Origin of the sequence: Cupriavidus sp. a3 (genome assembly GCF_051015765.1) — a bacterium.
GTDB lineage: Bacteria > Pseudomonadota > Gammaproteobacteria > Burkholderiales > Burkholderiaceae > Cupriavidus > Cupriavidus oxalaticus_A.
On the sequence record NZ_CP170643.1, the window covers coordinates 3,128,907 to 3,149,070 of the forward strand.

At 65.6% G+C, this 20,164-nt stretch carries 18 protein-coding genes; 6 read left to right on the plus strand and 12 right to left on the minus strand.

All coding sequences use genetic code 11. The annotated features are described in order from the left end of the window. The first annotated feature begins 82 nt into the window (after positions 1–82). Positions 83–970, plus strand: a complete 888-nt coding sequence (locus ACAD63_RS15040; protein WP_434032912.1) for a LysR substrate-binding domain-containing protein — start codon at positions 83–85, stop codon at positions 968–970. A gap of 34 nt (positions 971–1,004) precedes the next feature. On the opposite strand, the gene ACAD63_RS15045 is transcribed toward ACAD63_RS15040, so the two are convergent. Genes ACAD63_RS15045 through ACAD63_RS15055 form a run of 3 tightly spaced genes read right to left on the minus strand, consistent with a single transcriptional unit; the run spans position 1,005 to position 3,426 of the window. Then, on the minus strand, positions 1,005–1,274 hold the full coding sequence (locus tag ACAD63_RS15045) for a hypothetical protein (RefSeq protein ID WP_133096809.1): 270 nt from the start codon (positions 1,272–1,274) through the stop codon (positions 1,005–1,007). Next, positions 1,271–2,683, minus strand: a complete 1,413-nt coding sequence (locus ACAD63_RS15050; protein ID WP_135705007.1) for a LutB/LldF family L-lactate oxidation iron-sulfur protein — start codon at positions 2,681–2,683, stop codon at positions 1,271–1,273. The genes ACAD63_RS15045 and ACAD63_RS15050 overlap by 4 nt, the downstream gene beginning before the upstream one ends. A 17-nt stretch (positions 2,684–2,700) precedes the next feature. Continuing rightward, the gene (locus ACAD63_RS15055) at positions 2,701–3,426 is read right to left on the minus strand and encodes a (Fe-S)-binding protein (RefSeq protein ID WP_434032913.1); all 726 of its coding nucleotides are present in this window, start codon (positions 3,424–3,426) and stop codon (positions 2,701–2,703) included. A 236-nt stretch (positions 3,427–3,662) separates the two neighbouring features. On the opposite strand from ACAD63_RS15055, the gene ACAD63_RS15060 reads away from it, so the two are divergent. From ACAD63_RS15060 to ACAD63_RS15070, 3 genes are all read left to right on the plus strand, one after another. Next, the gene (locus tag ACAD63_RS15060) at positions 3,663–4,448 is read left to right on the plus strand and encodes an IclR family transcriptional regulator (protein ID WP_029047693.1); all 786 of its coding nucleotides are present in this window, start codon (positions 3,663–3,665) and stop codon (positions 4,446–4,448) included. A 146-nt stretch (positions 4,449–4,594) separates the two neighbouring features. Further along, on the plus strand, positions 4,595–5,323 hold the full coding sequence (locus ACAD63_RS15065) for a FadR/GntR family transcriptional regulator (RefSeq protein ID WP_133096806.1): 729 nt from the start codon (positions 4,595–4,597) through the stop codon (positions 5,321–5,323). Positions 5,324–5,345: 22 nt separating this feature from the next. Continuing rightward, positions 5,346–6,758 (plus strand): FAD-binding oxidoreductase, encoded by a 1,413-nt coding sequence (locus ACAD63_RS15070; protein WP_434032914.1) that lies wholly within the window; start codon positions 5,346–5,348, stop codon positions 6,756–6,758. A 65-nt stretch (positions 6,759–6,823) separates the two neighbouring features. On the opposite strand, the gene pbpG is transcribed toward ACAD63_RS15070, so the two are convergent. After that, complete coding sequence (gene pbpG, locus ACAD63_RS15075; RefSeq protein WP_434032915.1) at positions 6,824–7,843, minus strand: D-alanyl-D-alanine endopeptidase; 1,020 nt, start codon at positions 7,841–7,843, stop codon at positions 6,824–6,826. Between pbpG and ACAD63_RS15080 the strand changes: the two genes are divergently transcribed. Then, on the plus strand, positions 7,809–8,072 hold the full coding sequence (locus ACAD63_RS15080) for a hypothetical protein (protein ID WP_371704746.1): 264 nt from the start codon (positions 7,809–7,811) through the stop codon (positions 8,070–8,072). The genes pbpG and ACAD63_RS15080 overlap by 35 nt on opposite strands. 220 nt (positions 8,073–8,292) lie before the next feature. Here ACAD63_RS15080 and ACAD63_RS15085 read toward each other — a convergent pair whose 3' ends face one another. The 4 genes from ACAD63_RS15085 to ACAD63_RS15100 all read right to left on the minus strand — a co-directional run bounded on the left by ACAD63_RS15085 (position 8,293) and on the right by ACAD63_RS15100 (position 11,419). Then, on the minus strand, positions 8,293–9,006 hold the full coding sequence (locus ACAD63_RS15085; RefSeq protein ID WP_133096803.1) for a nitroreductase: 714 nt from the start codon (positions 9,004–9,006) through the stop codon (positions 8,293–8,295). A 25-nt stretch (positions 9,007–9,031) separates the two neighbouring features. After that, positions 9,032–9,478, minus strand: coding sequence for an acyl-CoA thioesterase (locus tag ACAD63_RS15090; RefSeq protein ID WP_434032916.1), 447 nt, complete (start codon positions 9,476–9,478; stop codon positions 9,032–9,034). Positions 9,479–9,575: 97 nt separating this feature from the next. Next, positions 9,576–10,502, minus strand: coding sequence for a DMT family transporter (locus ACAD63_RS15095; protein WP_133096801.1), 927 nt, complete (start codon positions 10,500–10,502; stop codon positions 9,576–9,578). Next, complete coding sequence (locus tag ACAD63_RS15100; protein ID WP_135705002.1) at positions 10,499–11,419, minus strand: histone deacetylase family protein; 921 nt, start codon at positions 11,417–11,419, stop codon at positions 10,499–10,501. The genes ACAD63_RS15095 and ACAD63_RS15100 overlap by 4 nt, the downstream gene beginning before the upstream one ends. A 366-nt stretch (positions 11,420–11,785) precedes the next feature. Between ACAD63_RS15100 and phaP1 the strand changes: the two genes are divergently transcribed. Beyond that, positions 11,786–12,364 (plus strand): TIGR01841 family phasin PhaP1, encoded by a 579-nt coding sequence (gene phaP1, locus ACAD63_RS15105; RefSeq protein WP_133096799.1) that lies wholly within the window; start codon positions 11,786–11,788, stop codon positions 12,362–12,364. Positions 12,365–12,718: 354 nt separating this feature from the next. On the opposite strand, the gene lpdA is transcribed toward phaP1, so the two are convergent. The 4 genes from lpdA to aceE all read right to left on the minus strand — a co-directional run bounded on the left by lpdA (position 12,719) and on the right by aceE (position 19,765). After that, entirely contained in the window at positions 12,719–14,506 is a 1,788-nt protein-coding gene (gene lpdA, locus ACAD63_RS15110) for a dihydrolipoyl dehydrogenase (RefSeq protein ID WP_133096798.1), read from the minus strand. A 33-nt stretch (positions 14,507–14,539) separates the two neighbouring features. Then, positions 14,540–15,169 carry an MFS transporter gene (locus ACAD63_RS15115; protein WP_133096797.1) on the minus strand — a complete coding sequence of 210 codons (630 nt, stop codon included), beginning with the start codon at positions 15,167–15,169 and terminating at the stop codon, positions 14,540–14,542. Positions 15,170–15,245: 76 nt separating this feature from the next. Continuing rightward, the gene (gene aceF / locus ACAD63_RS15120; protein ID WP_135705001.1) at positions 15,246–16,910 is read right to left on the minus strand and encodes a dihydrolipoyllysine-residue acetyltransferase; all 1,665 of its coding nucleotides are present in this window, start codon (positions 16,908–16,910) and stop codon (positions 15,246–15,248) included. Positions 16,911–17,077: 167 nt separating this feature from the next. Next, positions 17,078–19,765, minus strand: coding sequence for a pyruvate dehydrogenase (acetyl-transferring), homodimeric type (aceE, locus tag ACAD63_RS15125; RefSeq protein WP_135705000.1), 2,688 nt, complete (start codon positions 19,763–19,765; stop codon positions 17,078–17,080). Positions 19,766–20,164: the final 399 nt, after the last annotated feature.

Here is a 20,164-nt window from a genome sequence, read left to right on the forward strand (position 1 = left end):
GTCGATGGAGTCCAGTGTAGGGTTGGCGCCCTTGACTGTCATATGCTTATATATCCGCCTGCCTTAACATCAGGTTAATGCCATGAAAATGAACCTGCGCCAGATCGAAGTCTTCCGCGCGGTGATGCTGACCGGATCGATCAGCGGCGCATCGAAGCTGCTCTATGTGTCGCAACCGGCCATCAGCCGGCTGATGTCGCACACGGAACAACGGCTCGGCCTCGAACTGTTCCGCCGCACCAAGGGGCGGCTCTACCCCACGCCGGAAGCGCGGCGGCTGCTGGGCGAAGTCAATGCGGTCTATGAAGGGATCGAGCGCGTCAACGAGATCGCCGAGGATCTCGCCGCCAAGCGGACCGGCAGCCTGCGCATCACATGCAGCCCCAACCTGGGGCAGACCGTGCTGCCGCGCGCGATCGCCAGCTTCCGCGCCGCGCACCCGGCGGTGCGCGTGGTGGTGCGCACGCAGATCCCCGGCAACATGTTGCGTGCGCTGCTATCGGGACAGGTGGACCTGGCGGTGTCGAACATGCCGCTGACGCACCCCAACCTGGAGGCGCGGCTGCTGGTGAAGAACGAGATCGTGGCGCTGGTGCCGGTGGAACATCGGCTGGCCACGCGCAAATGGGTGCGTCCCGCCGACCTGATCGGCGAAGACCTGATTGGCTATGGACCCGATGTGCCGTTCGCGCTGCTGGTGCACGAGATGTTCGGCAACGATGGCGACCAGCCCGACATGCGGGTACAGGTGGAGCAGGCCCATGTGGCGCGCGCGCTGGCGCAGGCCGGTGCCGGCATCGCGCTGGTCGATGCCATGACGGTATTCGGCGCGAACTGGCCCAATATCGTCGCCGTGCCGATCCGCACCAGGGTCAATGCCTCGGTGCAGATCTTCCATGTGCAGACGGAGCCGCTGTCGCGGCTGTCGCTGGAGTTCGTGGAGACGCTGACGGGGATGATGAAGCGTTGAGCCGCGGGGGCGGCTGCGGCGAGGCGTATCGGCCTCAGGCCGTGGCCGCCTTGTCCAGCCACCTCGCCAGCTGGTCCGTCACCGCGCTGCTCGAGAACGAGCAACTGTCCTGCGCAAACACCGCCGACATCTCCAGCCTGCGCAGCAGCTCTTCCATCGCCTGCCCATAGACGGGCGGCAGCGCCAGCCCGCTGCCGGCATCGCGCCACGCACGCACGAGTTCCTGCGCGGGCATGGCCCCCGCGACGTGCCGGTCCAGTGCGGCGCGCATGCGCGCCAGCGTTTCCGTGTTGGCTGCGCTCATGAACGCGCCCTCCTTTCCTTGTAGAGTTCGCGGAACGTGCGGCCCGACGGGGCCGGCATGTCGCGGGTTTCGGTCCAGCCCTTGCCGGCCATCGGCAGGCTGGTGATCAGCTTGTTGCCGCCGCCCATGCGGCCCAGCCACCAGGCACCGATGCGCGTGGCAAAGGCATACAGGTCGGGCCGCTTGGCCACGTAGCCCCAGGCCTTCAGCGCAAAGCGCTCCTGCCACGGTCGCAGGCCGCGTTCCATCTGCTTCTCGCGCAGCTTGCGCAACAGGTCCGACAGCGGGATCGAAGCCGGACAGACCCGATTGCATTCGCCGCACATGGTCGCCGCCTGCGGCAGGTCCACCGCATTCGCCAGGCCTACGTAGCTGGGCGTCAGCACGCTGCCCATTGGCCCCGGATAGACCCAGCCATAGGCATGGCCGCCGATCTTCTGGTAGACCGGGCAATGGTTCATGCAGGCGCCGCAGCGGATGCAGCGCAGCATCTCCTGGAAATCGCCACCGATCAGCCCCGAGCGGCCGCCGTCGACCAGCACGAAGTACATATGCTCGGGGCCATCGCGCTCGCCTTCGGCGCGCGGGCCGGTCAGCAGCGAGAAGTAGTTGGAGATCGCCTGGCCAGTGGCCGAACGCGGCAGCAGGCGCATGACCGTGGCCAGGTCTTCCAGCGTCGGCAACACCTTCTCGATGCCGGTCACGGCCACGTGCACGCGCGGCATCACCGTGCACATGCCTTCGTTGCCTTCATTGGTAACCACCGCGACCGACCCGGTCTCGGCGATGATGAAGTTGCCTCCGGTCACGCCCATGTCGGCCGACAGGAATTCCGGGCGCAGCACCTCGCGCGCCTCGCGGGTCATCTCCGGGATATCGGTCAGCCGCGGCTTGTGGTGAACCCTGGCGAACAGGTCGGCGATCTCGTCCTTGTCCTTGTGCACCACCGGCGCAATGATGTGCGATGGCGGCTCCGAGTCGTTGATCTGCAGGATGTACTCGCCGAGGTCGGTCTCGATGCTCTGCACACCCATCTCGCCCAGCACCTGGTTCAGGCTCATTTCCTCGGTCACCATCGACTTGCTCTTGATGACCTTCTTCACGCCGTGCTTCTGCGCGATCTCGGCGACCAGGCGCGCGGCGTCGGCGGTGGTCTCGGCGAACAGGACCGTGGCGCCGCGGCTGGTGGCGTTCTGCTCGAACGTCGCCAGCCAGACATCGAGGTTTTCGAGCGCGCGGTTGCGGCGCTCCTTCAGCGCCTCGCGCGTGGCGTCGAAGTCGATGTCGCGGATGGCATCGGCGCGTGCCGTGACGAACTTGGTCGAGAGCTTCTTCAGGTTCTGCTGCAGGCGCTGGTCGGCCAGCTTCTGGCCGGCGCGCGCCTTGAATTCCATACTGTGGACTTGCATCGTGGCGTCTCTCGTTGTCAGGCGTCGCCGGCCAGCACCTGGGCGATATGCAGCACGCGGGTCTGGCTGTCGCCGGTGCGGCGCAGCCGGCCTTCGATATTGAGGATGCAGCCCAGGTCGCCCAGCACCACCGCATCGGCGCCGCTGGCCTTGATGTTGGCGCATTTCTCGTCGACGATGGCCGTCGAGATATTGCCGTACTTGACCGAGAACGTGCCGCCGAAGCCGCAGCAGGCTTCGCAGTCCTTCATCTCGGTGAGCTGGACGCCGGGCAGGCGCGACAGCAGTTCGCGCGGCTGTTGCTTGACGCCCAGCTCGCGCAGGCCGGAACAGGAATCGTGGTAAGTGATATGGCCGGCAAAACCGGACGGCAGCGTCTCGACGCGCGCAACGTTGACCAGGAACTCGGTCAGCTCGTACACCCGTTCGCGCAGGCGTTCATAGCGGCCGTTCAGCTCCGGATCGTCGCCCAGCAGGTCACCGTAGTGGTGGCGGATCATGCCGCCGCAGCTTCCCGACGGGACCACGATGTAGTCGAACATCTCGAACTCGCGCAGGAATTTCTCGGCGAGATCCCGCGACACGGCGCGCTCGCCCGAGTTGTATGCCGGCTGGCCGCAGCAGGTCTGCGCCTCGGGCACCATGACCTCGTAGCCGGCGGCTTCCAGCAGCTTCAGCACCGAAAATCCGATCTCCGGACGCATCAGGTCCACCAGGCAGGTGGCGAACAGACCGACTCGCATTGTTGGCTTCTCCAGACCCCAAAACCCCGCAATTATGCGCGCCTTGGGCCGCGCGTGGCGCACAAACCGTTCATCGCCCGCATGAATTCCGGTGCGAATACATCATTTTCCCAGGCGACATCACGGCGTGATTCTTACCGTAATGTCATTTCACCTATTGAAATTTTCACGATGCGAGATAGAATCAGGCAGACACTTAAAATTGCCGCAAAGCAACAATTTCCTCTCTTTCCACTATGTCCGAAGCAGACAAGTCACCCGGCAAGACGTCCATCCAGGTCATCGAGCGCATGATGACCCTGCTGGACGCCCTCGCCCAGCACGCCGACCCGGTCAGCCTGAAAGAGCTGTCGCTGGCCACGGGCCTGCATCCTTCCACCGCGCACCGCATCCTTAACGACATGGTGGCCTGCCGTTTCGTCGATCGTTCCGATCCGGGCAGCTACCGTCTTGGCATGCGCCTGCTGGAACTGGGCAACCTGGTCAAGGCTCGCCTGTCGGTGCGCGACGCTGCGCTGGCGCCGATGCGCGCGCTGCACCGCGTGACCGGGCAGACGGTCAACCTGTCGGTACGCCAGGGCGACGAGATCGTGTATATCGAGCGCGCCTACAGCGAGCGCTCCGGCATGCAGGTGGTGCGCGCCATCGGCGGCCGCGCGCCGCTGCACCTGACCTCGGTCGGCAAGCTGTTCCTGGCCGCCGACGAGTCGGCGCGCGTGCGCAACTACGCCACCCGCACCGGCCTGGCCGGGCATACCCGGACCTCGATCACGGACCTGACCAAGCTGGAGCGGGAGCTGAACTGGGTCCGCACCAATGGCTACGCCCGCGACAATGAAGAACTGGAACTGGGTGTGCGCTGCATTGCCGCCGGCATCTACGACGACTCGCGCCGGCTGGTGGCGGGCCTGTCGCTGTCGGCCCCGGCTGACCGGCTCCAGGACAGCTGGCTGCAGAACCTGAAGGAAACCGCGCTGCAGATTTCGCGCGGCATGGGCTACGTGTCCGAAGCCGCGGCCTGAGCGCCGGCATTCGTTCGAGAGCGCGACGACGCGCGGGCCGCCAGCAATGGCGGCCCGCGCGTTTTTACTTCCGGCATCGGGCACATTGATTCATATAGGTTTACCCTTAGTTTTCTGATAACCAGCAAACCTTATAATCGACGGCCATGCGAACCCGTGCCGTCACCCTCACCGAACAGGTCACCCGCCAGTTGCGCGCCGATATCGAAAGCGGCGCGTACCCGGTCGGCACCCGGCTGCCGACCGGCAAACAGCTCTCGGAGCAATATGGCGTCAGCGCCGCGGTGATCCGCGAAGTCACCGAGCACCTGCGCTCGCAGGGCTTTGTCGAGACGCGCCAGGGCGTGGGCTGCACGGTGCGCTCGCGGACCGGCGCGGCGGGGTTCCAGCTGCCGCGCGAGCCCGATATCGACGCCGCCGGCCTGGCTGACCTGTACGACCTGCGCATCGACCTGGAAGGCGCCGCGGCCGCGCTCGCGGCCGTGCGCCGCACCGATGACGACGTCGCCGCGCTGGCTGCGCTGCTCGAGCGGCTGCATGCCCACCTCCACGACGGGCAGCCGGCAACCGATATCGACGCGGCCTTCCATATCGGCATCGCCGCGGCGACGCATAACCCGTATTACCGCCAGTTGCTGCAGTACCTGAACCTGCAACTGCACCAGGCAGTCGCCACCGCGCGCGCCAATACGCTGCGCCAGCCCGGGCTGGCCGAAGGCGTGCAGGCCGAACATGAAGCCATCGTCGACGCGATCCGCCGCGGCGACCCCGACGCAGCCCGGACCGCCGCGGTCACCCACCTGCGGAACGCGGCGCGGCGTCTTGGCCTGACGCTGCGCGCGCGCACCGCCAGCCCTTCCCCCGCGCAGCCCTGACACCACGGAAACACCGAACATCATGCAAACCGCTCATTTCGCCCAACGCCTCGCCGAAGCGCTCGGCCCCGACACTGTCCTGACCAACCCCGACGACATCGCTCCGTGGCTGTCTGACTGGCGCGGCATCTATCGCGGGCAGGCGCAGGCAGTGGTGCGTCCGCGCAGCGTGGAACAGGTCTCGCGCGCGCTGGCGCTGTGCCAGCAGGCGGCGGTGCCGGTGGTGCCGCGCGGCGGCAATACCGGCCTGTGCGGCGGTGCTACGCCTGACGGTCAGGCGGGCAACGTGGTGCTGAGCCTGGACCGCATGAATGCGGTGCGCTCGCTCGACACCATCGCCAACACCATGGTGGCCGAGGCCGGCTGCATCCTCGGCAACCTGCGCCGCGCCGCGCAGGAGGCCAACCGGCTGTTGCCGCTTTCGCTGGCGGCCGAGGATTCGTGCCAGATCGGCGGCAACCTGGCCACCAATGCCGGCGGCGTCAACGTGGTGCGCTATGGCATGGCGCGCGAGCTGGTGCTGGGCGTCGAAGCCGTTCTACCCAACGGCGAGGTGTTCAACGGCTTGCGCACGCTGCGCAAGGACAATACCGGCTATGACCTGAAGCAGCTGCTGATCGGTTCGGAAGGCACGCTGGGCGTGATAACGGCGGCGGCGTTGCGGCTGTTCCCACGCACCGATACGCGTAGCGTGGTGCTGGCGGCAGTAGCCTCGCCAGCGCAATCGCTGGAACTGTATGAACTGCTGTTCGCGCAGTGCGGTGCGCGCCTGCAGGCATTCGAGTTCTTTACCGGCGAGTGCCTCGACCTGGTGCTGATGCACGCGGAAGGCGTGCAGGAACCGTTCGCGCAGCGCTATCCCGCCTATGTGCTGGTCGAACTGGCAGACACCACGGATGAGGATGCGCTCAACGCGCTGCTGGAGCGCGTGATCGGCGAAGCGCTGGAGCGCGAACTCTGTCTCGACGCGGCGGTCTCGGCATCGCTGGCACAGCTGCAGGCGCTGTGGAAACTGCGCGAGGAAATCTCCGAGGCACAGCGCGCCGATGGTCCGCACCTGAAGCACGACGTGTCGCTGCCGATCGAACAGATCCCGGCGTTCATGGCGTCAATGGCAAGCCGGCTGCGCGCGCTCGACCCGGCGATCCGGCCCTTTGTCTTTGGCCACTTCGGCGATGGCAATCTGCACTACAACCTGTCGCGCCCGGCAGGCGCCCCCAAGGACTGGGCAGCGGCCCAGGGCGAGACTGTGACTGACGCGGTGCTGGATGAAGTAATGCGCTACGGCGGCAGCATCAGCGCCGAGCACGGCATCGGCCAGCTCAAGCGCCATGCCTTCCTGGCGGTCAAGGATCCTCTGGAATTGCGGCTGATGCGAGAGATCAAGGCGGTATTTGATCCGGCCGGGATCATGAACCCGGGCAAGCTGCTCTGAGCGCTGTCGCGCTGGTACAAAAAAACGCGCCGGGATCCGGCGCGTTTTTCATTGCAGGTCAGCGATCAGATACCACGCCCCTGCTGCGAAGCCAGGATCGCGTGCGCGCCGCCCGGACGCTGCGTCAAGTTAGGGGAAGAGGGAAAGCCCTGCGGGTGCTGCGACGGCGCATGCTCCAGCCAGTCCTTGACACGGTTGGCATCGGCAAAGCGCGACAGCTTGCCCGCCGAATCCAGGAACACCATCACCACATTGCGGCCCTGCACGCGTGCCTGCATCACCAGGCACTGGCCTGCCTCGGAGATAAAGCCGGTCTTCTGCAGGCCGATCTCCCAGTTGCCGCCGCGCACCAGGCGGTTGGTGCTGACATAGTGCTGCGTGCGGCCCAGCACGTTGACCTCATGCTCGGTCTGGGTCGAGAACTCGCGGATGGTCGGGTTGCGGTATGCGGCGTTGACCATGCGCACCAGGTCCATCGCGCTCGAGACATTACTGCTCGACAGGCCGCTTGAGTCGACAAAGTGGCTGTCGTTCATGCCCAGCTCGCGCGCCTTGCGGTTCATGGCCTGCACGAAAGACGGCAGCCCGCCCGGATAGTGGCGGCCCAGCGCCGAAGCGGCACGGTTCTCGGACGACATCAGCGCCAGCAGCAGCAGTTCCTGGCGGGTCAGCTGCGTACCAAAGCGCAGGCGCGAGCTGCTGTGCTTTTCGGTGTCGCGGTCTTCCTCGGTGATGGTCAGCACTTCATCCATCGGCAGGCGCGCGTCCATGACCACCAGCGCGGTCATCAGCTTGGTGATCGAGGCGATCGGCAGTACCGCCGAGGCGTTCTTCTGGAACAGCACCTCGTTGGAGCCCTGGTCCATCACCAGCGCCACGCTGGAGCGCAGCGCGAGCGCGTCATCGGTGTCGCGCAGCCCCATCGCCTCGCCCAGCGATGGCTTGGCGGGCGTGAACACGGCGCGCACCGGCGCCGCGCGATGCGCGGCCACGACCTGGCGCTTGCCGTTTTTCAGCACGATCACCTTGCGGCCGGAACGGGCTTCGCTCTTGGCAACCTTGCTGGTGCGCGACTTCGCGCTCACAGCCTTGGAAGCGGATTTTTTGGTGACTTTAGCGTTAGTTGCCTGCTTTTTAGACGCTTTTTGCGTGCTTGCGGACGTACTGGCAGCTTCGGCGACGGGAGCTGCAACCATCGACACCGACACCAGCACCGCGGCGGCAACGGCGGACAAGGGCGTGGAGCCGAAGAATCTGGAAAAAATGGAATCAGACCGAAACATGATTCGTTCAGCGCATGAGGAATGGCGCTAGTGTAGAAAATTAAGAAATTGTTAGCAAGATTAAAGACTTACAGACGCTCCTTAAAGTTCGATTTACAAACATTTCCACATGGTGGAAAAAGTTGACCACAGGTCACGTCCGCAAACGAACTACAATCGCTCCGCCTTGCTCACCCCAGTAACAATCACGGCCAATACGGCAATTCGCTCTCTATATCGGCAGCAATCGTTACACATTGATACAAACCTCTCTATGAGAGGAAACGCGCAAACCCGCTCACCGGTTCCCGTTCGGTGGTCATGCGATTTTCCGGCGCGTCCGGATCGGCAAATCCCAGCGACATGCCGCACACCACCATTTCCTCCGGCGGCAGCAGCAAGTGGCTGGCAATGATCTTGTGGAACTGCGTGAACGCCGCCTGCGGGCAGGTATCCAGCGCGCGCGCCCGCGCGGCAACCATGATGCTTTGCAGGAACATGCCGTAGTCGAGCCAGCTGCCCTGCTCCATGATGCGGTCGATGGTAAAGATCATCCCCACCGGCGCATCGAAGAAACGGAAGTTGCGCGCGTGCTGCTCATGCATGCGCGCCTTGTCCTCGCGGCTGATCTCAAGCAGGCCGTACAGGTCCCAGCCCACCTTGCGCCGTCGCGCCAGGTAGGGGTTGGCCCATTCGCGGGGGTAGTACGGGTATTCCTCCAGGTACTTGCTGTCGCGCTCGGGGTCTTCGTAAGCGGCAAGCACATCGGCGCACAACTTTGCCTTGGCTTCTCCCGACAGGACATAGACCCGCCATGGCTGCGTATTGGTGCCGGAGGGAGCGCGGCTGGCGACGGCCAGAATGTCTTCCACGGTCTCCCGCGGCACGGGCGTATCGAGAAAGGCCCGCACCGAACGCCGTGTCAGGATCGCACGATCCACGCACGCCACGGCGTCCTGCGAACCCGGTTTCATCTCGAGGGACATCTTGTTCGTCTCCATTGCCCCGCCGTCACCCTTGCGCGCCTGCGGCCGCCAGCGGCAGCAGCGCCTCGCGCAGCGGCGCCGGCAGCGGTACCGGCCGGCGCGTGGCGCGATCGACATAGACGTGGATGAAATGCCCCTGCGCGGCGGCAACCTCGTTGTCGCCGCTGAACAGGCCGACCTCATAGCGCACGCTCGACGTGCCGAGCCTGGCGACGCGCAAGCCTGCGACCACGGTCTCCGGGAAGCTGAGCGACGAGAAGTAGTTGCACTGCGTCTCGATCACCAGCCCGATGGTCTTGCCCGACTCGAGATCGAGCGCACCCTGCCGGATCAGGTAGGTATTCACCACGGTGTCAAAATAACTGTAGTAGACAACGTTGTTAACGTGGCCATAGACATCGTTATCCATCCAACGTGTCGTGATCGGCTGGAAGTACGGATAGGCACTGCGCGGGTCGGCTTGTGGCTTCATGGGGCGAGCAAGGAACTGGGCAAGAACGGAAAAGGGAAACGGAGTGCGCCAGGGCAACCGTTGACGCGTTCGCGCCTGCGAAACGAACGCACCAGCGCTACCTGCGGATGACCAGTGCCACCCCTGACGCAGCAAGCACCATGCCCGCGGCGGCCAGCGGCGGGAAGCGTTCGCCGAAGAGCAGCCAGGCCATCACGGCAGTGGTTGGCGGCGTCAGGTACATCAGGCTCGACACCCTGGTTGCCGCGCCCTGGCGGATCAGCACGAACAACAGCGAGATGGCGCCGATGGACAACGCCACCACCGACCACGCCAGCGCGCCGATCATGGCGGCGGTCCATTGGACGCCGCGGGTCTCGAACAGGAACATGAATGGCAGGCAGGCGAGCGCGGCGGCGCCGAACTGGATCACGGATCCCATGCGCAGGTCGAACACCGGGCAGAAGTGCTTCTGGTAGACCGTGCCGACGGTAATGCTGAGCAGCGCGCCGACCGCCAGCGCCAGGCTTGCCGGCGTCAGCGAGCTGGTGCCGAGCTTGTTGCCCACCACCAGTGCCACGCCGGCGATGCCCAGGAGCAGGCCCAGCCACTGGCGCCCGCTGATGCGCTCGCCCAGCCGCGCGGCGATCAGCGCGGTCAGGATCGGCTGCATGCCCGCGATCAGCGCCGACACGCCGGCCGGCATGCCGAGCTTGATCGCCGCCCACACGCCACCAAGGTAGCCGCCCTGCAGCAGCAAGCCCGCCACGGCAAGATGGCCGACCACGCGCCAGTCGGTATGTGTCGAGCCGGCCGCGCGCGGCAACGGCACGCCGGCCAGCAGCACGAACGGCACCATCAGCACCAGCACGCCGGCAAAGCGCAGGAACAGGAATGTCATCGGTTCCGCATACGGCATGCCGTACTTGGCAACGATGAAGCCGGTGCTCCAGATCAGCACGAACAGCCACGGCATCGCCGCCACCCATGCCGTCTGGCGGGTGCCCGCGCCCACCGCGCGGCCGGGTTCTGCCGCGGCGCTCATGACACCCCCACCAGCGTGCCGTGGCGGGCATGGTATTGCGCGGCCAGGCGCACGGTCTGCACGTGGACCGCGACCGTGTCTTCGATCTGGTTGCCGTAGCCACCGGCCATCGCCACCGCCACCGGCAGTCCTCGCGCCATGGCGGCGTCGAATACCAGTTGGTCACGCCGCGCCAGGCCGGCGAAGCTCAGTTTGAGCCGCCCGAGCCGATCGCCCTCGTGCGGATCGGCGCCGGCCAGGTAGATCAGCAGGTCGGGCGCGAAGCGGCTGAATAGCGTATCCAGTGCCGCCTGCAGCGCACTGGCATAGCCATCGTCGTCGCAGCCGTCCGGCAGGCCGACGTCGAGGTCGCTGGCTTCCTTGCGGAACGGGTAGTTTTTCTCGCCGTGCAGCGACAGCGTGAACACGGTGGGGTCGCCTTGCAGGATCGACGCCGTGCCGTTGCCCTGGTGCACGTCGAGATCGACCACCGCCACGCGGCGCACGTCGCCGTCGCGCTGTAGCACGCGCGCCGCAATGGCAGCGTCGTTGAACACGCAGAAGCCGCCTCCCTTGTCGGCATACGCGTGATGCGTACCGCCCGCGAGGTTCACGGCAACGCCTTCGCGCAAGGCCGCCCGGCACGCCTCGATGGTGGCACCGGCAGAGCGCCGCGAGCGCTCGACCATGGCTTCGGACCACGGGAAGCCGATTTCGCGCTGGCGGGCGGCATCCAGCGTGCCGGCGGAAGCGGCCTGTACGTATTCCGGCGTATGCGCCAGCAGCAGGGCATCGTCGCCGGCGCGCGGCGCCTCGGCCAGGCGCAGGCCAGGAATCTGGGTTGCGACCGTGTCGCGCAGCATGCTGTACTTGCGCATCGGGAAACGATGTCCCGGCGGCAGCGGCAACACGAAATGGTCGGCGTAGAAGGCGAGCATGGGTCGGCCTGTGCGGTTCTGTTCACGTCTTGTCGGTTTTCGCAGGCGGCGGCCAGCCGTACAGCGAGGCAAGCCGCGATGTTAGCATCGCTCACCATCCCTCGCCGCCCTGCCGAAATGCCTGCTGCGGCACAAAATCAGCGCACCGCCACAATCTTTTTGTGCGACGCACAAAATGCGCTTGACATTAAACCTGGCTTCCCTAGAATTGGAATTGTTGCGGCGCATCAAAGCATCGGGCGCGGCACACAACCACCCACACGCGCCTGGGCTGGCCGAAACGGGAAACACCGTCACGGCCCTGACATCTAGGCGGCTTATTTTTGTATTTTGCTTGACCTTGAAGTTCACCACTGGAGACCAGCAATGATCCTGACCCCGGAACAAGTCGCAGCAGCGCAAAAAGCAAACCTGGAAACGCTGTTCGGCCTGACTACCAAGGCATTTGAAGGCGTCGAAAAGCTTGTCGAACTGAACCTGCAGGTCGTGAAGACCACGTTCGCCGAAAACGTGGAAAACGCCAAGAAGGCGCTGTCGGCCAAGGACGCACAGGAACTGCTGGCCCTGCAGGCCGCAGCCGTGCAACCGGTCGCCGAGAAGACCCTGGCTTACACCCGTCACCTGTACGAAATCGCTTCGGAAACCCAGAGCGAGTTCACCAAGGTGGCCGAGGCCCAACTGGCCGAAGGCTCGAAGAACGTGCAGGCGCTGGTCGAGAACTTCGCCAAGAACGCCCCGGCCGGTTCGGAATCGACCGTGGCCATCGTGAAGTCGGCGATCTCGGCTGCTAACAACGCCTACGAGTCGGTGCAGAAGGCGACCAAGCAAGCCGTGGAAATCGCTGAAACCAACTTCCAGGCCGCTGCTTCCGCCGCCACCAAGGCTGCCCAGCAAGCCAGCGCCACGGCCCGTACGGCCACGGCGAAGAAGGCTACGGTTGCCTGATAGCTGTTTGCCTTGACGATGGACCGGCTCCGGCCGGTCCGTTGGCAAAGCGCATCGAAGCGGAAACCTGCCGGTGTGTTTTGCCAACGATGAAGGTGGTGTCCCGACCGAGGATAGCGGCACTGCCTGGTCTGCCGATGTCTCCTCGGTACCGCGGTCTCCTTGTCCAAAGGTATCGTTAAAGCCTGGCCTGCAAAGGCCGGGCTTTTTTTTGGTTTTTCTCTTTCCCGCTTGTGCAGCGCCCCGCCCTGTTGGCCCCCAGTGTGGTGGCCTCGGGCTTCTGGCGGTTAATTGCATTCTCGGGGCAAAAAAAGAACCCGCCCGGAGGCGAGTTCTGCGCTTGCTGCGGAATCCTCAGCGCTTGCGCGGCGGCGGCACGTCGGTACAGGTACCTTCGTAGATCTCAGCCGCCATGCCGATCGATTCGCCCAGCGTCGGGTGCGGGTGGATGGTCTTGCCGATATCCACCGCATCGGCGCCCATCTCGATCGCCAGGCACACTTCGCTGATCAGGTCGCCGGCGTGCGTACCCACGATACCGCCGCCGATCACGCGATGCGTTTCCTCGTCGAAGATCAGCTTGGTAAAGCCCTCGTCGCGGCCATTGGCGATGGCGCGGCCCGAAGCGGCCCACGGGAACACACCCTTGCTGTACTTGATGCCCTGCGCCTTGCACTCGTCTTCGGTCAGGCCGGCCCAGGCCACTTCCGGATCGGTAAAGGCCACCGACGGGATCTGCTTGGCATCGAAGAACGCCTTCTCGCCATGCGCGGCTTCCGCGGCCACGTGGGCTTCATGCACCGCTTTGTGCGCCAGCATCGGCTGGCCGACGACGTCGCCGATCGCGAAGATATGCGGCACGTTGGTGCGCATCTGCTTGTCGACGTTGATAAAGCCGCGGTCGGTCACGGCCACGCCCGCCTTTTCGGCGGCGATGCGCTTGCCGTTGGGCGCGCGGCCCACCGACACCAGCACCAGGTCGTAGCGTTGCGCCTCGGCCGGGGCCTGCTCGCCCTCGAACTTTACGTAGATGCCGTCCGGCTTGGCTTCCACCCCGACCGTCTTGGTATTCAGCATGACCTTGCCGAAACGGTCCTTGTTCTTCTTTTCCCAGACCTTGACCAGGTCGCGGTCAGCGCCGCCCATCAGGCCCGGCAGCATCTCGACGACATCGATTTCCGCGCCCAGCGTGCTGTAGACCGTGGCCATTTCCAGGCCGATGATGCCGCCGCCGATGACCAGCATCTTGTTGGGCACTTCCGGCAGTTCGAGCGCGCCGGTCGAGTCGACGATGCGCGGGTCTTCCGGGATGAAGGGCAGCTTCACCGCCTGGCTGCCGGCGGCGATGATGGCCTTCTCGAAGCGGATCACGGTCTTCTTGCCGGTGCTGCGCTTGCCCTCGCCCTCGGTCAGCTCGACTTCCATATGGTGCGGGTCGAGGAAGTTGCCGATGCCGCGCACCACCTGCACCTTGCGCGCCTTGGCCATGCCGGCCAGGCCGCCGGTCAGCTTGCCGACCACCTGGTTCTTGTAGTGGCGCAGGCCGTCGAGGTCGATCTTGGCTTCGCCGAACAGGATGCCATGGGCGGCCAGCGCCTTGGCTTCGTCGATCACGGCGGCGTTGTGCAGCAGCGCCTTGGAGGGGATGCAGCCCACGTTCAGGCAGACGCCGCCAAGCGTGCTGTAGCGTTCGACCAGCACGGTATTCATGCCCAGGTCGGCGGCGCGGAAGGCGGCCGAGTAGCCGCCGGGGCCGGCGCCCAGCACCAGCATTTCGCACTGGATATCGGCACCGCCGCTATGCGTTGCGGCGGCCGGCGCAGCGGCGGCCGGTGCCGCGGCAGCCTGCGCAGGCGCAGCGGCCGGAGCCGGAGCTTGCGCGGGCGCCGGTGCAGCGGCGGCGGCCTCGGCCTCCACGGTGCAGATCACCGCGCCCTGGCCGACCTTGTCGCCCACCTTGACCTTGACTTCCACCACCTTGCCGGCGACCGACGACGGCACATCCATGCTCGCCTTGTCGGACTCCAGCACGATCAGGGACTGTTCCGTCTCGACCGTATCGCCGGCCTTGACCAGTACCTCGATCACTTCCACCGCGTCGAAATCGCCGATATCCGGCACCTTGACTTCGATCACACTCATATTTGCTCCTCAATACGCGCCCGCCTCTCGGCTTCAGGGCGCGCCGTCGTTGTTGGTTGCCGCATCCGCCGCCGGCGCTGCGCCATTGTCTGCATCGTGCAGCCGCACCGTATGGACCTCGATCGGCCCCGATGAGCTTTTGTCGAACTCCACGCCCGCATCGACGCCGATGCGCGCGATCTCGCCCGCATCCAGGTCGGGCCGGTCATACACCGCGTGCATCGCGCCCAGCGCGTAGTTGCGGCCCGAGCCGATGCCCCAGAAACGGTCGAACGAAAACACCTCGCGATACGAATAGACGCCGAAGATGCCGGCCGGATTGGCGATCAGGCATACGATCTGCGACGACTCGTAGGGATCGTCCTCGTCTTCCTTGGTGTTGACGAAGTACTCCGTCTTCAGCTTCTCGTGCACCTTCAGGAAGGTGCGGAACACGTCGTCGCGCGAGTCCAGCCGGCACTCCTCGCCCAGGCCCGCCAGCAGCGTGCGCATGACCGGGAAGTGCGCGGTCGTCCCGGCCAGCGCGATAAAGCCGTCGCCGACCGGAAAGACCTTCTGGTTGCGCTCATACGCGCGCGACAGCCGCGTATCGCCGAAGGTGACCAGCGCGTCCGCCGCGATCGCCACCTCGGCGCCCTTCTTGACGACAACACAGGTAGTCATGGCTCGCTCCTCTGAATCAACTCAGGTGGCTGGCCTTTCGCACACCGGCAAAGCCGGTGTGCGTCGCGGCTGCTTTTTACAGCAGGATGCGGCGGAAGTCGGCCAGCAGTTGCGCGAAGTACGTGTTGAAGCGCGCAGCCTCGGCGCCGTCGATGACGCGGTGGTCCCACGACAGCGACAGCGGCAGCGTCAGGCGCGGCGCGAACTGCTTGCCGTCCCACACCGGCTTCTGGAACGACTTGCACACGCCCATGATGGCCACTTCCGGCGCGTTGATGATCGGCGTGAAGTACGTGCCGCCCAGGCCGCCCAGCGACGAGATCGAGAAGCAGCCGCCCTGCATCTGGTCCGGCTTGAGCTTGCCGTCGCGCGCCAGCTTGGCCAGCTCGCTCATTTCCTGGCTGATCTCCAGCACGCCCTTCTTGTCGGCGTCCTTGATCACCGGCACGACCAGGCCATTCGGGGTGTCGGCGGCGAAACCGATGTTGAAGTACTTCTTCAGCACCAGGTTGTCGCCGTCGAGCGAGGCATTGAAGTTCGGGAACTTCTTCAGCGCCGCGACCGTGGCCTTGATCATGAAGGCCAGCATGGTGACCTTGATGCCGGACTTCTCGTTTTCCTTGTTCAGCTGCACGCGGAAGGCTTCCAGCTCGGTGATGTCCGCTTCGTCATGGTTGGTGACGTGCGGGATCATGACCCAGTTGCGGTGCAGGTTGGCGCCGGAAATCTTCTTGATGCGAGACAGGGCCTTGCTTTCCACCTCGCCGAAGCGGGTGAAATCGACCTTCGGCCACGGCAGCAGGCCGAGCTCGCCACCGCCGCCGCCAGCCGCGGCAGCCTGGGCCGGCGCGGCGGCCTGGCCGGTCATCACGCCCTTGACGTAGTTCTGCACGTCCTGCTGCGTGATGCGGCCCTTGGGGCCGGTGCCGGCCACGCGCGACACGTCGACGCCCAGCTCGCGTGCGAACTTGCGCACCGACGGGCTGGCGTGGGCGGCCTTGCCGCTTACGCCAGCGACGGCCGGCGCGGCGGCAGCCGCTGCTGCCGGAGCCGGGGCCGCCGCGGGCGCGGGTGCCGGGGCGGGCGCGCTGGCAGCGGCCGGTGCCGGAGCCGCCGCGGCAGCCGGAGCCGGTGCCGCGGCGGCGCCTTCCAGGATCAGCAGCAGCGTACCTTCGGACACGTTGTCGCCAACCTTGACCTTGACTTCCTTGACCACGCCGCCCTGTGGCGACGGCACGTCCATGGTTGCCTTGTCGGATTCCAGCGTCACCAGCGCGTCTTCGGCGTTGATGGTGTCGCCCGGCTTGACGTGGACTTCGATGACCGGCACGGCGTCGTAGTCGCCGATATCGGGTACCTTGACTTCGATGGCGCCGCCACCGCTCGCGGCAGGGGCTGCCGCGGGAGCCACTGCCGGCGCGGCAGCGGGTGCGGGCGCTGCGGCGGCCGGCGCCGGAGCAGGCGCAGCGGCCCCGGCGGGCGGTGCCGCGGAGGCCTCGTTGGCCGCTTCCAGCATAACCAGCACGGAGCCTTCGGACACGTTGTCGCCCACCTTGATGCGGACGTCCTTGACCACGCCGGCCTGCGGCGAGGGCACGTCCATGGTGGCCTTGTCCGATTCCAGCGTCACCAGCGCGTCTTCCGCGTTGATGCTGTCGCCGGGTTTCACATGCACTTCGATGACGGGAACGGCGTCATAGTCGCCGATATCCGGCACCTTGATTTCAATTGCTTGACTCATTCAGTGTCTCCTGGGCAGGCCGGCGCGCACGACATCCGCAAGCGGCGAGATTACCTTCGCCGCCCGCTTCTGTCACGCCGCCATGCCGCAAGGCGCCAGCCGGCGGTTTGCCGGGGCGCCCGCGGCACGGCGTCGCCGTACTGCGGGGGTGGGTGCAGGCTGCCGGATCAGACCGACATCGGGTTGGGCTTGCTCGGGTCGAGGTTGTACTTCTTGATGGCCTCGGCCACCTTGTCGCGGCTGATGGCGCCCTCGTCGGCCAGCGCCTTGAGCGCGGCCAGCGTGACCCAGTGGCGGTCCACTTCAAAGAAGTGGCGCAGCTTCTCGCGGGTATCCGAGCGGCCGAAGCCGTCGGTGCCCAGCACCACGTAGCGGCGCGGCACGAACGGGCGGATCTGCTCGGCGAAGGCGCGCACGTAGTCGGTCGATGCAATCACCGGGCCGCGGACCGACTTCAGCTTCTGCGTGACAAAGGCTTCGCGCTGGGCTTCGGCCGGGTGCAGCAGGTTGAAGCGCTCGGCGGCCTGGCCTTCGCGGGCCAGCTCGGTGAAGCTCGGGCAGCTCCACAGGTCGGACTCGACGCCCCAGTCCTTCTTCAGCAGCTCGGCGGCGGCAACCACCTCGCGGAAGATCGTGCCGGAGCCCAGCAGCTGCACGCGCGGCGCGTTGCTGTTCTCGACGCCCTTGCGGAACTGGTACATGCCCTTGACGATGTCCTGCTCTACGCCAGCCGGCATTTCCGGATGCTCGTAGTTCTCGTTCATCACCGTCAGGTAGTAGTAGACGTCTTCCTGCTCGGCGTACATGCGGCGCAGGCCGTCCTGCATGATCACCGCCAGTTCGTACTGGTAGGTCGGGTCGTACGAGATGCAGTTCGGGATCGCGGCGTGGAACACGTGCGAGTGGCCGTCTTCATGCTGCAGGCCCTCGCCGTTCAGCGTGGTGCGGCCGGCGGTGCCGCCCAGCAGGAAGCCGCGCGAGCGCATGTCGGCAGCGGCCCAGCACAGGTCGCCGATACGCTGGATGCCGAACATCGAGTAGTAGATGTAGAAGGGGATCATCTGCACGCCGTGCGTCGAGTACGACGTGGCGGCGGCGATCCAGTCGCACATGGCGCCGGCTTCGTTGATGCCTTCCTGCAGCACCTGGCCAGTCTGCGATTCCTTGTAGAACATCAGCTGGTCATGGTCTTCCGGCACATACTTCTGGCCTTCCTGGTTCCAGATGCCGACCTGGCGGAACAGGCCTTCCATGCCGAAGGTGCGCGACTCGTCCGGGACGATGGGCACCACGTGCTTGCCGATCTGCTTGTCTTTCAGCAGGGTGTTCAGGATACGCACGAAGGCCATGGTGGTGGACACTTCGCGGCCTTCGCCGGTGGCCTTCAGCAGCGCCTCGAACGCGGACAGCTGCGGGACCGGCAGCGCTTCGGCCTTCTGGCGGCGGGCCGGCAGGTAGCCGCCCAGGTTCAGGCGCGCCTGGCGCATGTATTCCAGTTCCTTCGAACCTTCCGGGAAGGTGATGTACGGCACATCTTCCAGCTGGTCGTCGGCAACGGGGAGATTGAACTGGTCGCGGAACTTGCGGATCGCGTCCACCGGCATCTTCTTCTGCTGGTGGGCCACGTTCATGGCCTGGCCGGCGTCGCCCATGCCATAGCCCTTGATGGTCTTGGCCAGGATCAGCGTGGGCTGGCCCTTGTGCTCGCTGGCGGCCTTGTAGGCGGCGTAGATCTTGTGCGGATCGTGGCCGCCGCGGTTCAGGCGCCAGATATCGTCGTCGGACCAGTCGGCCACCATCGCCTTCAGCTCAGGCGTGTTGAAGAAGTGCTCGCGGACGTAGGCGCCGTCCTTGGCCTTCATGGTCTGGTATTCGCCGTCGACGCATTCCATCATGCGCTTCATCAGCAGGCCCTTGGTGTCGCGCGCCAGCAGCGAATCCCACTTGCTGCCCCACACCACCTTGATCACGTTCCAGCCGGCACCGCGGAATTCGGATTCCAGTTCCTGGATGATCTTGCCGTTGCCGCGCACCGGACCGTCCAGGCGCTGCAGGTTGCAGTTGATGACGAAGACCAGGTTGTCGAGCTTCTCGCGGCCGGCCATGCCGATCGCGCCCAGCGATTCCGGCTCGTCGGTCTCGCCGTCGCCCAGGAAGGCCCAGACCTTGCGGTCGCCGGCCTTGGCCAGGCCGCGGCTGTCCAGGTACTTCATGAAGCGGGCCTGGTAGATGGCCATGATCGGGCCCAGGCCCATCGACACCGTCGGGAACTGCCAGAAGTCCGGCATCAGCCACGGGTGCGGGTAGGACGAGATGCCGTGGCCGTCGACTTCCTGGCGGAAGTTGTCGAGCTGGTCCTGGCTCAGGCGGCCCAGCAGGAAGGCGCGCGAGTACACGCCCGGTGCCGAGTGGCCCTGCACGAAGACCAGGTCGCCGCCGCTCTGTTCCGAGGGGGCGCGCCAGAAATGGTTGTAGCCAACGTCATACAGCGTGGCCGCCGAGGCAAACGAGGAGATATGGCCGCCGACATTGGTGTGCTTGTTGGCGCGCAGCACCATCGCCATGGCGTTCCAGCGGGTGTACGAGCGGATGCGGTGCTCGATGTCCTGGTCGCCGGGGATGCGGGCCTGCTGCTCCACCGGGATGGTGTTGATGTACTGCGTCTCGGCGTGGAACGGCTGGGTCACGCCGTTCACGCGTGCGTACTCGATCTGCTTGTCGATCAGGAACGCGGCGCGTGCCGGGCCCTCGGCGGCGAGGACGCCCTGCAGGGCATCCAGCCATTCATGGGTTTCCTGGGGATCGGCGTCGTTGGCGCTGGATGCGCCGAGAATCTGCTCTGGTACGGCGGACATGACTGTCTCCTGGGTGAATTCGTGCTTCCGTGCCTGCGCTTCCGGCGCCGGCTTTGGGGGCTCTACGGGTTGACTCGCACCGTTGCGGGTTCGGCGCTGCCGCGCCTTGCATCGGGGCCGCCGCCGGGGAACCTGTTCCGGCTCCTCCGCGCGGCAGGCGCATGGCTACCGCCCGCATTCTTGGGTCGAACCGATTCTATGGAAGCCCATTGGGCAACACAAGTGAAATTTTCAAATTGCGATATCGTTTTTTACGATGTGGAATAATGACGCAATGCACCAAGATCCACGCCACGACGCGCATGGCGCCAGCCGCAAGGGCGCCCGCGCGGACAGCGGCGGCCGGGATTTCATTGGCGCTTTCCCCAAGCGACGCACCGCAATAATCTCGGTACACTG

Excerpts from the sequence above, each read along its gene's own strand:
- ACAD63_RS15045 (WP_133096809.1), bottom strand. The coding sequence starts at position 1,274 with ATGAGCGCAGCCAACACGGAAACGCTGGCGCGCATGCGCGCCGCACTG.
- ACAD63_RS15065 (WP_133096806.1), top strand. The coding sequence starts at position 4,595 with ATGCGAACCCGTGCCGTCACCCTCACCGAACAGGTCACCCGCCAGTTG.
- ACAD63_RS15060 (WP_029047693.1), top strand. The coding sequence starts at position 3,663 with ATGTCCGAAGCAGACAAGTCACCCGGCAAGACGTCCATCCAGGTCATC.
- ACAD63_RS15070 (WP_434032914.1), top strand. The coding sequence starts at position 5,346 with ATGCAAACCGCTCATTTCGCCCAACGCCTCGCCGAAGCGCTCGGCCCC.
- ACAD63_RS15050 (WP_135705007.1), bottom strand. The coding sequence starts at position 2,683 with ATGCAAGTCCACAGTATGGAATTCAAGGCGCGCGCCGGCCAGAAGCTG.
- ACAD63_RS15085 (WP_133096803.1), bottom strand. The coding sequence starts at position 9,006 with ATGTCCCTCGAGATGAAACCGGGTTCGCAGGACGCCGTGGCGTGCGTG.
- phaP1 (WP_133096799.1), top strand. The coding sequence starts at position 11,786 with ATGATCCTGACCCCGGAACAAGTCGCAGCAGCGCAAAAAGCAAACCTG.
- ACAD63_RS15100 (WP_135705002.1), bottom strand. The coding sequence starts at position 11,419 with ATGCTCGCCTTCTACGCCGACCATTTCGTGTTGCCGCTGCCGCCGGGA.
- ACAD63_RS15115 (WP_133096797.1), bottom strand. The coding sequence starts at position 15,169 with ATGACTACCTGTGTTGTCGTCAAGAAGGGCGCCGAGGTGGCGATCGCG.
- ACAD63_RS15055 (WP_434032913.1), bottom strand. The coding sequence starts at position 3,426 with ATGCGAGTCGGTCTGTTCGCCACCTGCCTGGTGGACCTGATGCGTCCG.
- ACAD63_RS15040 (WP_434032912.1), top strand. The coding sequence starts at position 83 with ATGAAAATGAACCTGCGCCAGATCGAAGTCTTCCGCGCGGTGATGCTG.
- ACAD63_RS15095 (WP_133096801.1), bottom strand. The coding sequence starts at position 10,502 with ATGAGCGCCGCGGCAGAACCCGGCCGCGCGGTGGGCGCGGGCACCCGC.
- aceF (WP_135705001.1), bottom strand. The coding sequence starts at position 16,910 with ATGAGTCAAGCAATTGAAATCAAGGTGCCGGATATCGGCGACTATGAC.
- aceE (WP_135705000.1), bottom strand. The coding sequence starts at position 19,765 with ATGTCCGCCGTACCAGAGCAGATTCTCGGCGCATCCAGCGCCAACGAC.
- ACAD63_RS15090 (WP_434032916.1), bottom strand. The coding sequence starts at position 9,478 with ATGAAGCCACAAGCCGACCCGCGCAGTGCCTATCCGTACTTCCAGCCG.
- lpdA (WP_133096798.1), bottom strand. The coding sequence starts at position 14,506 with ATGAGTGTGATCGAAGTCAAGGTGCCGGATATCGGCGATTTCGACGCG.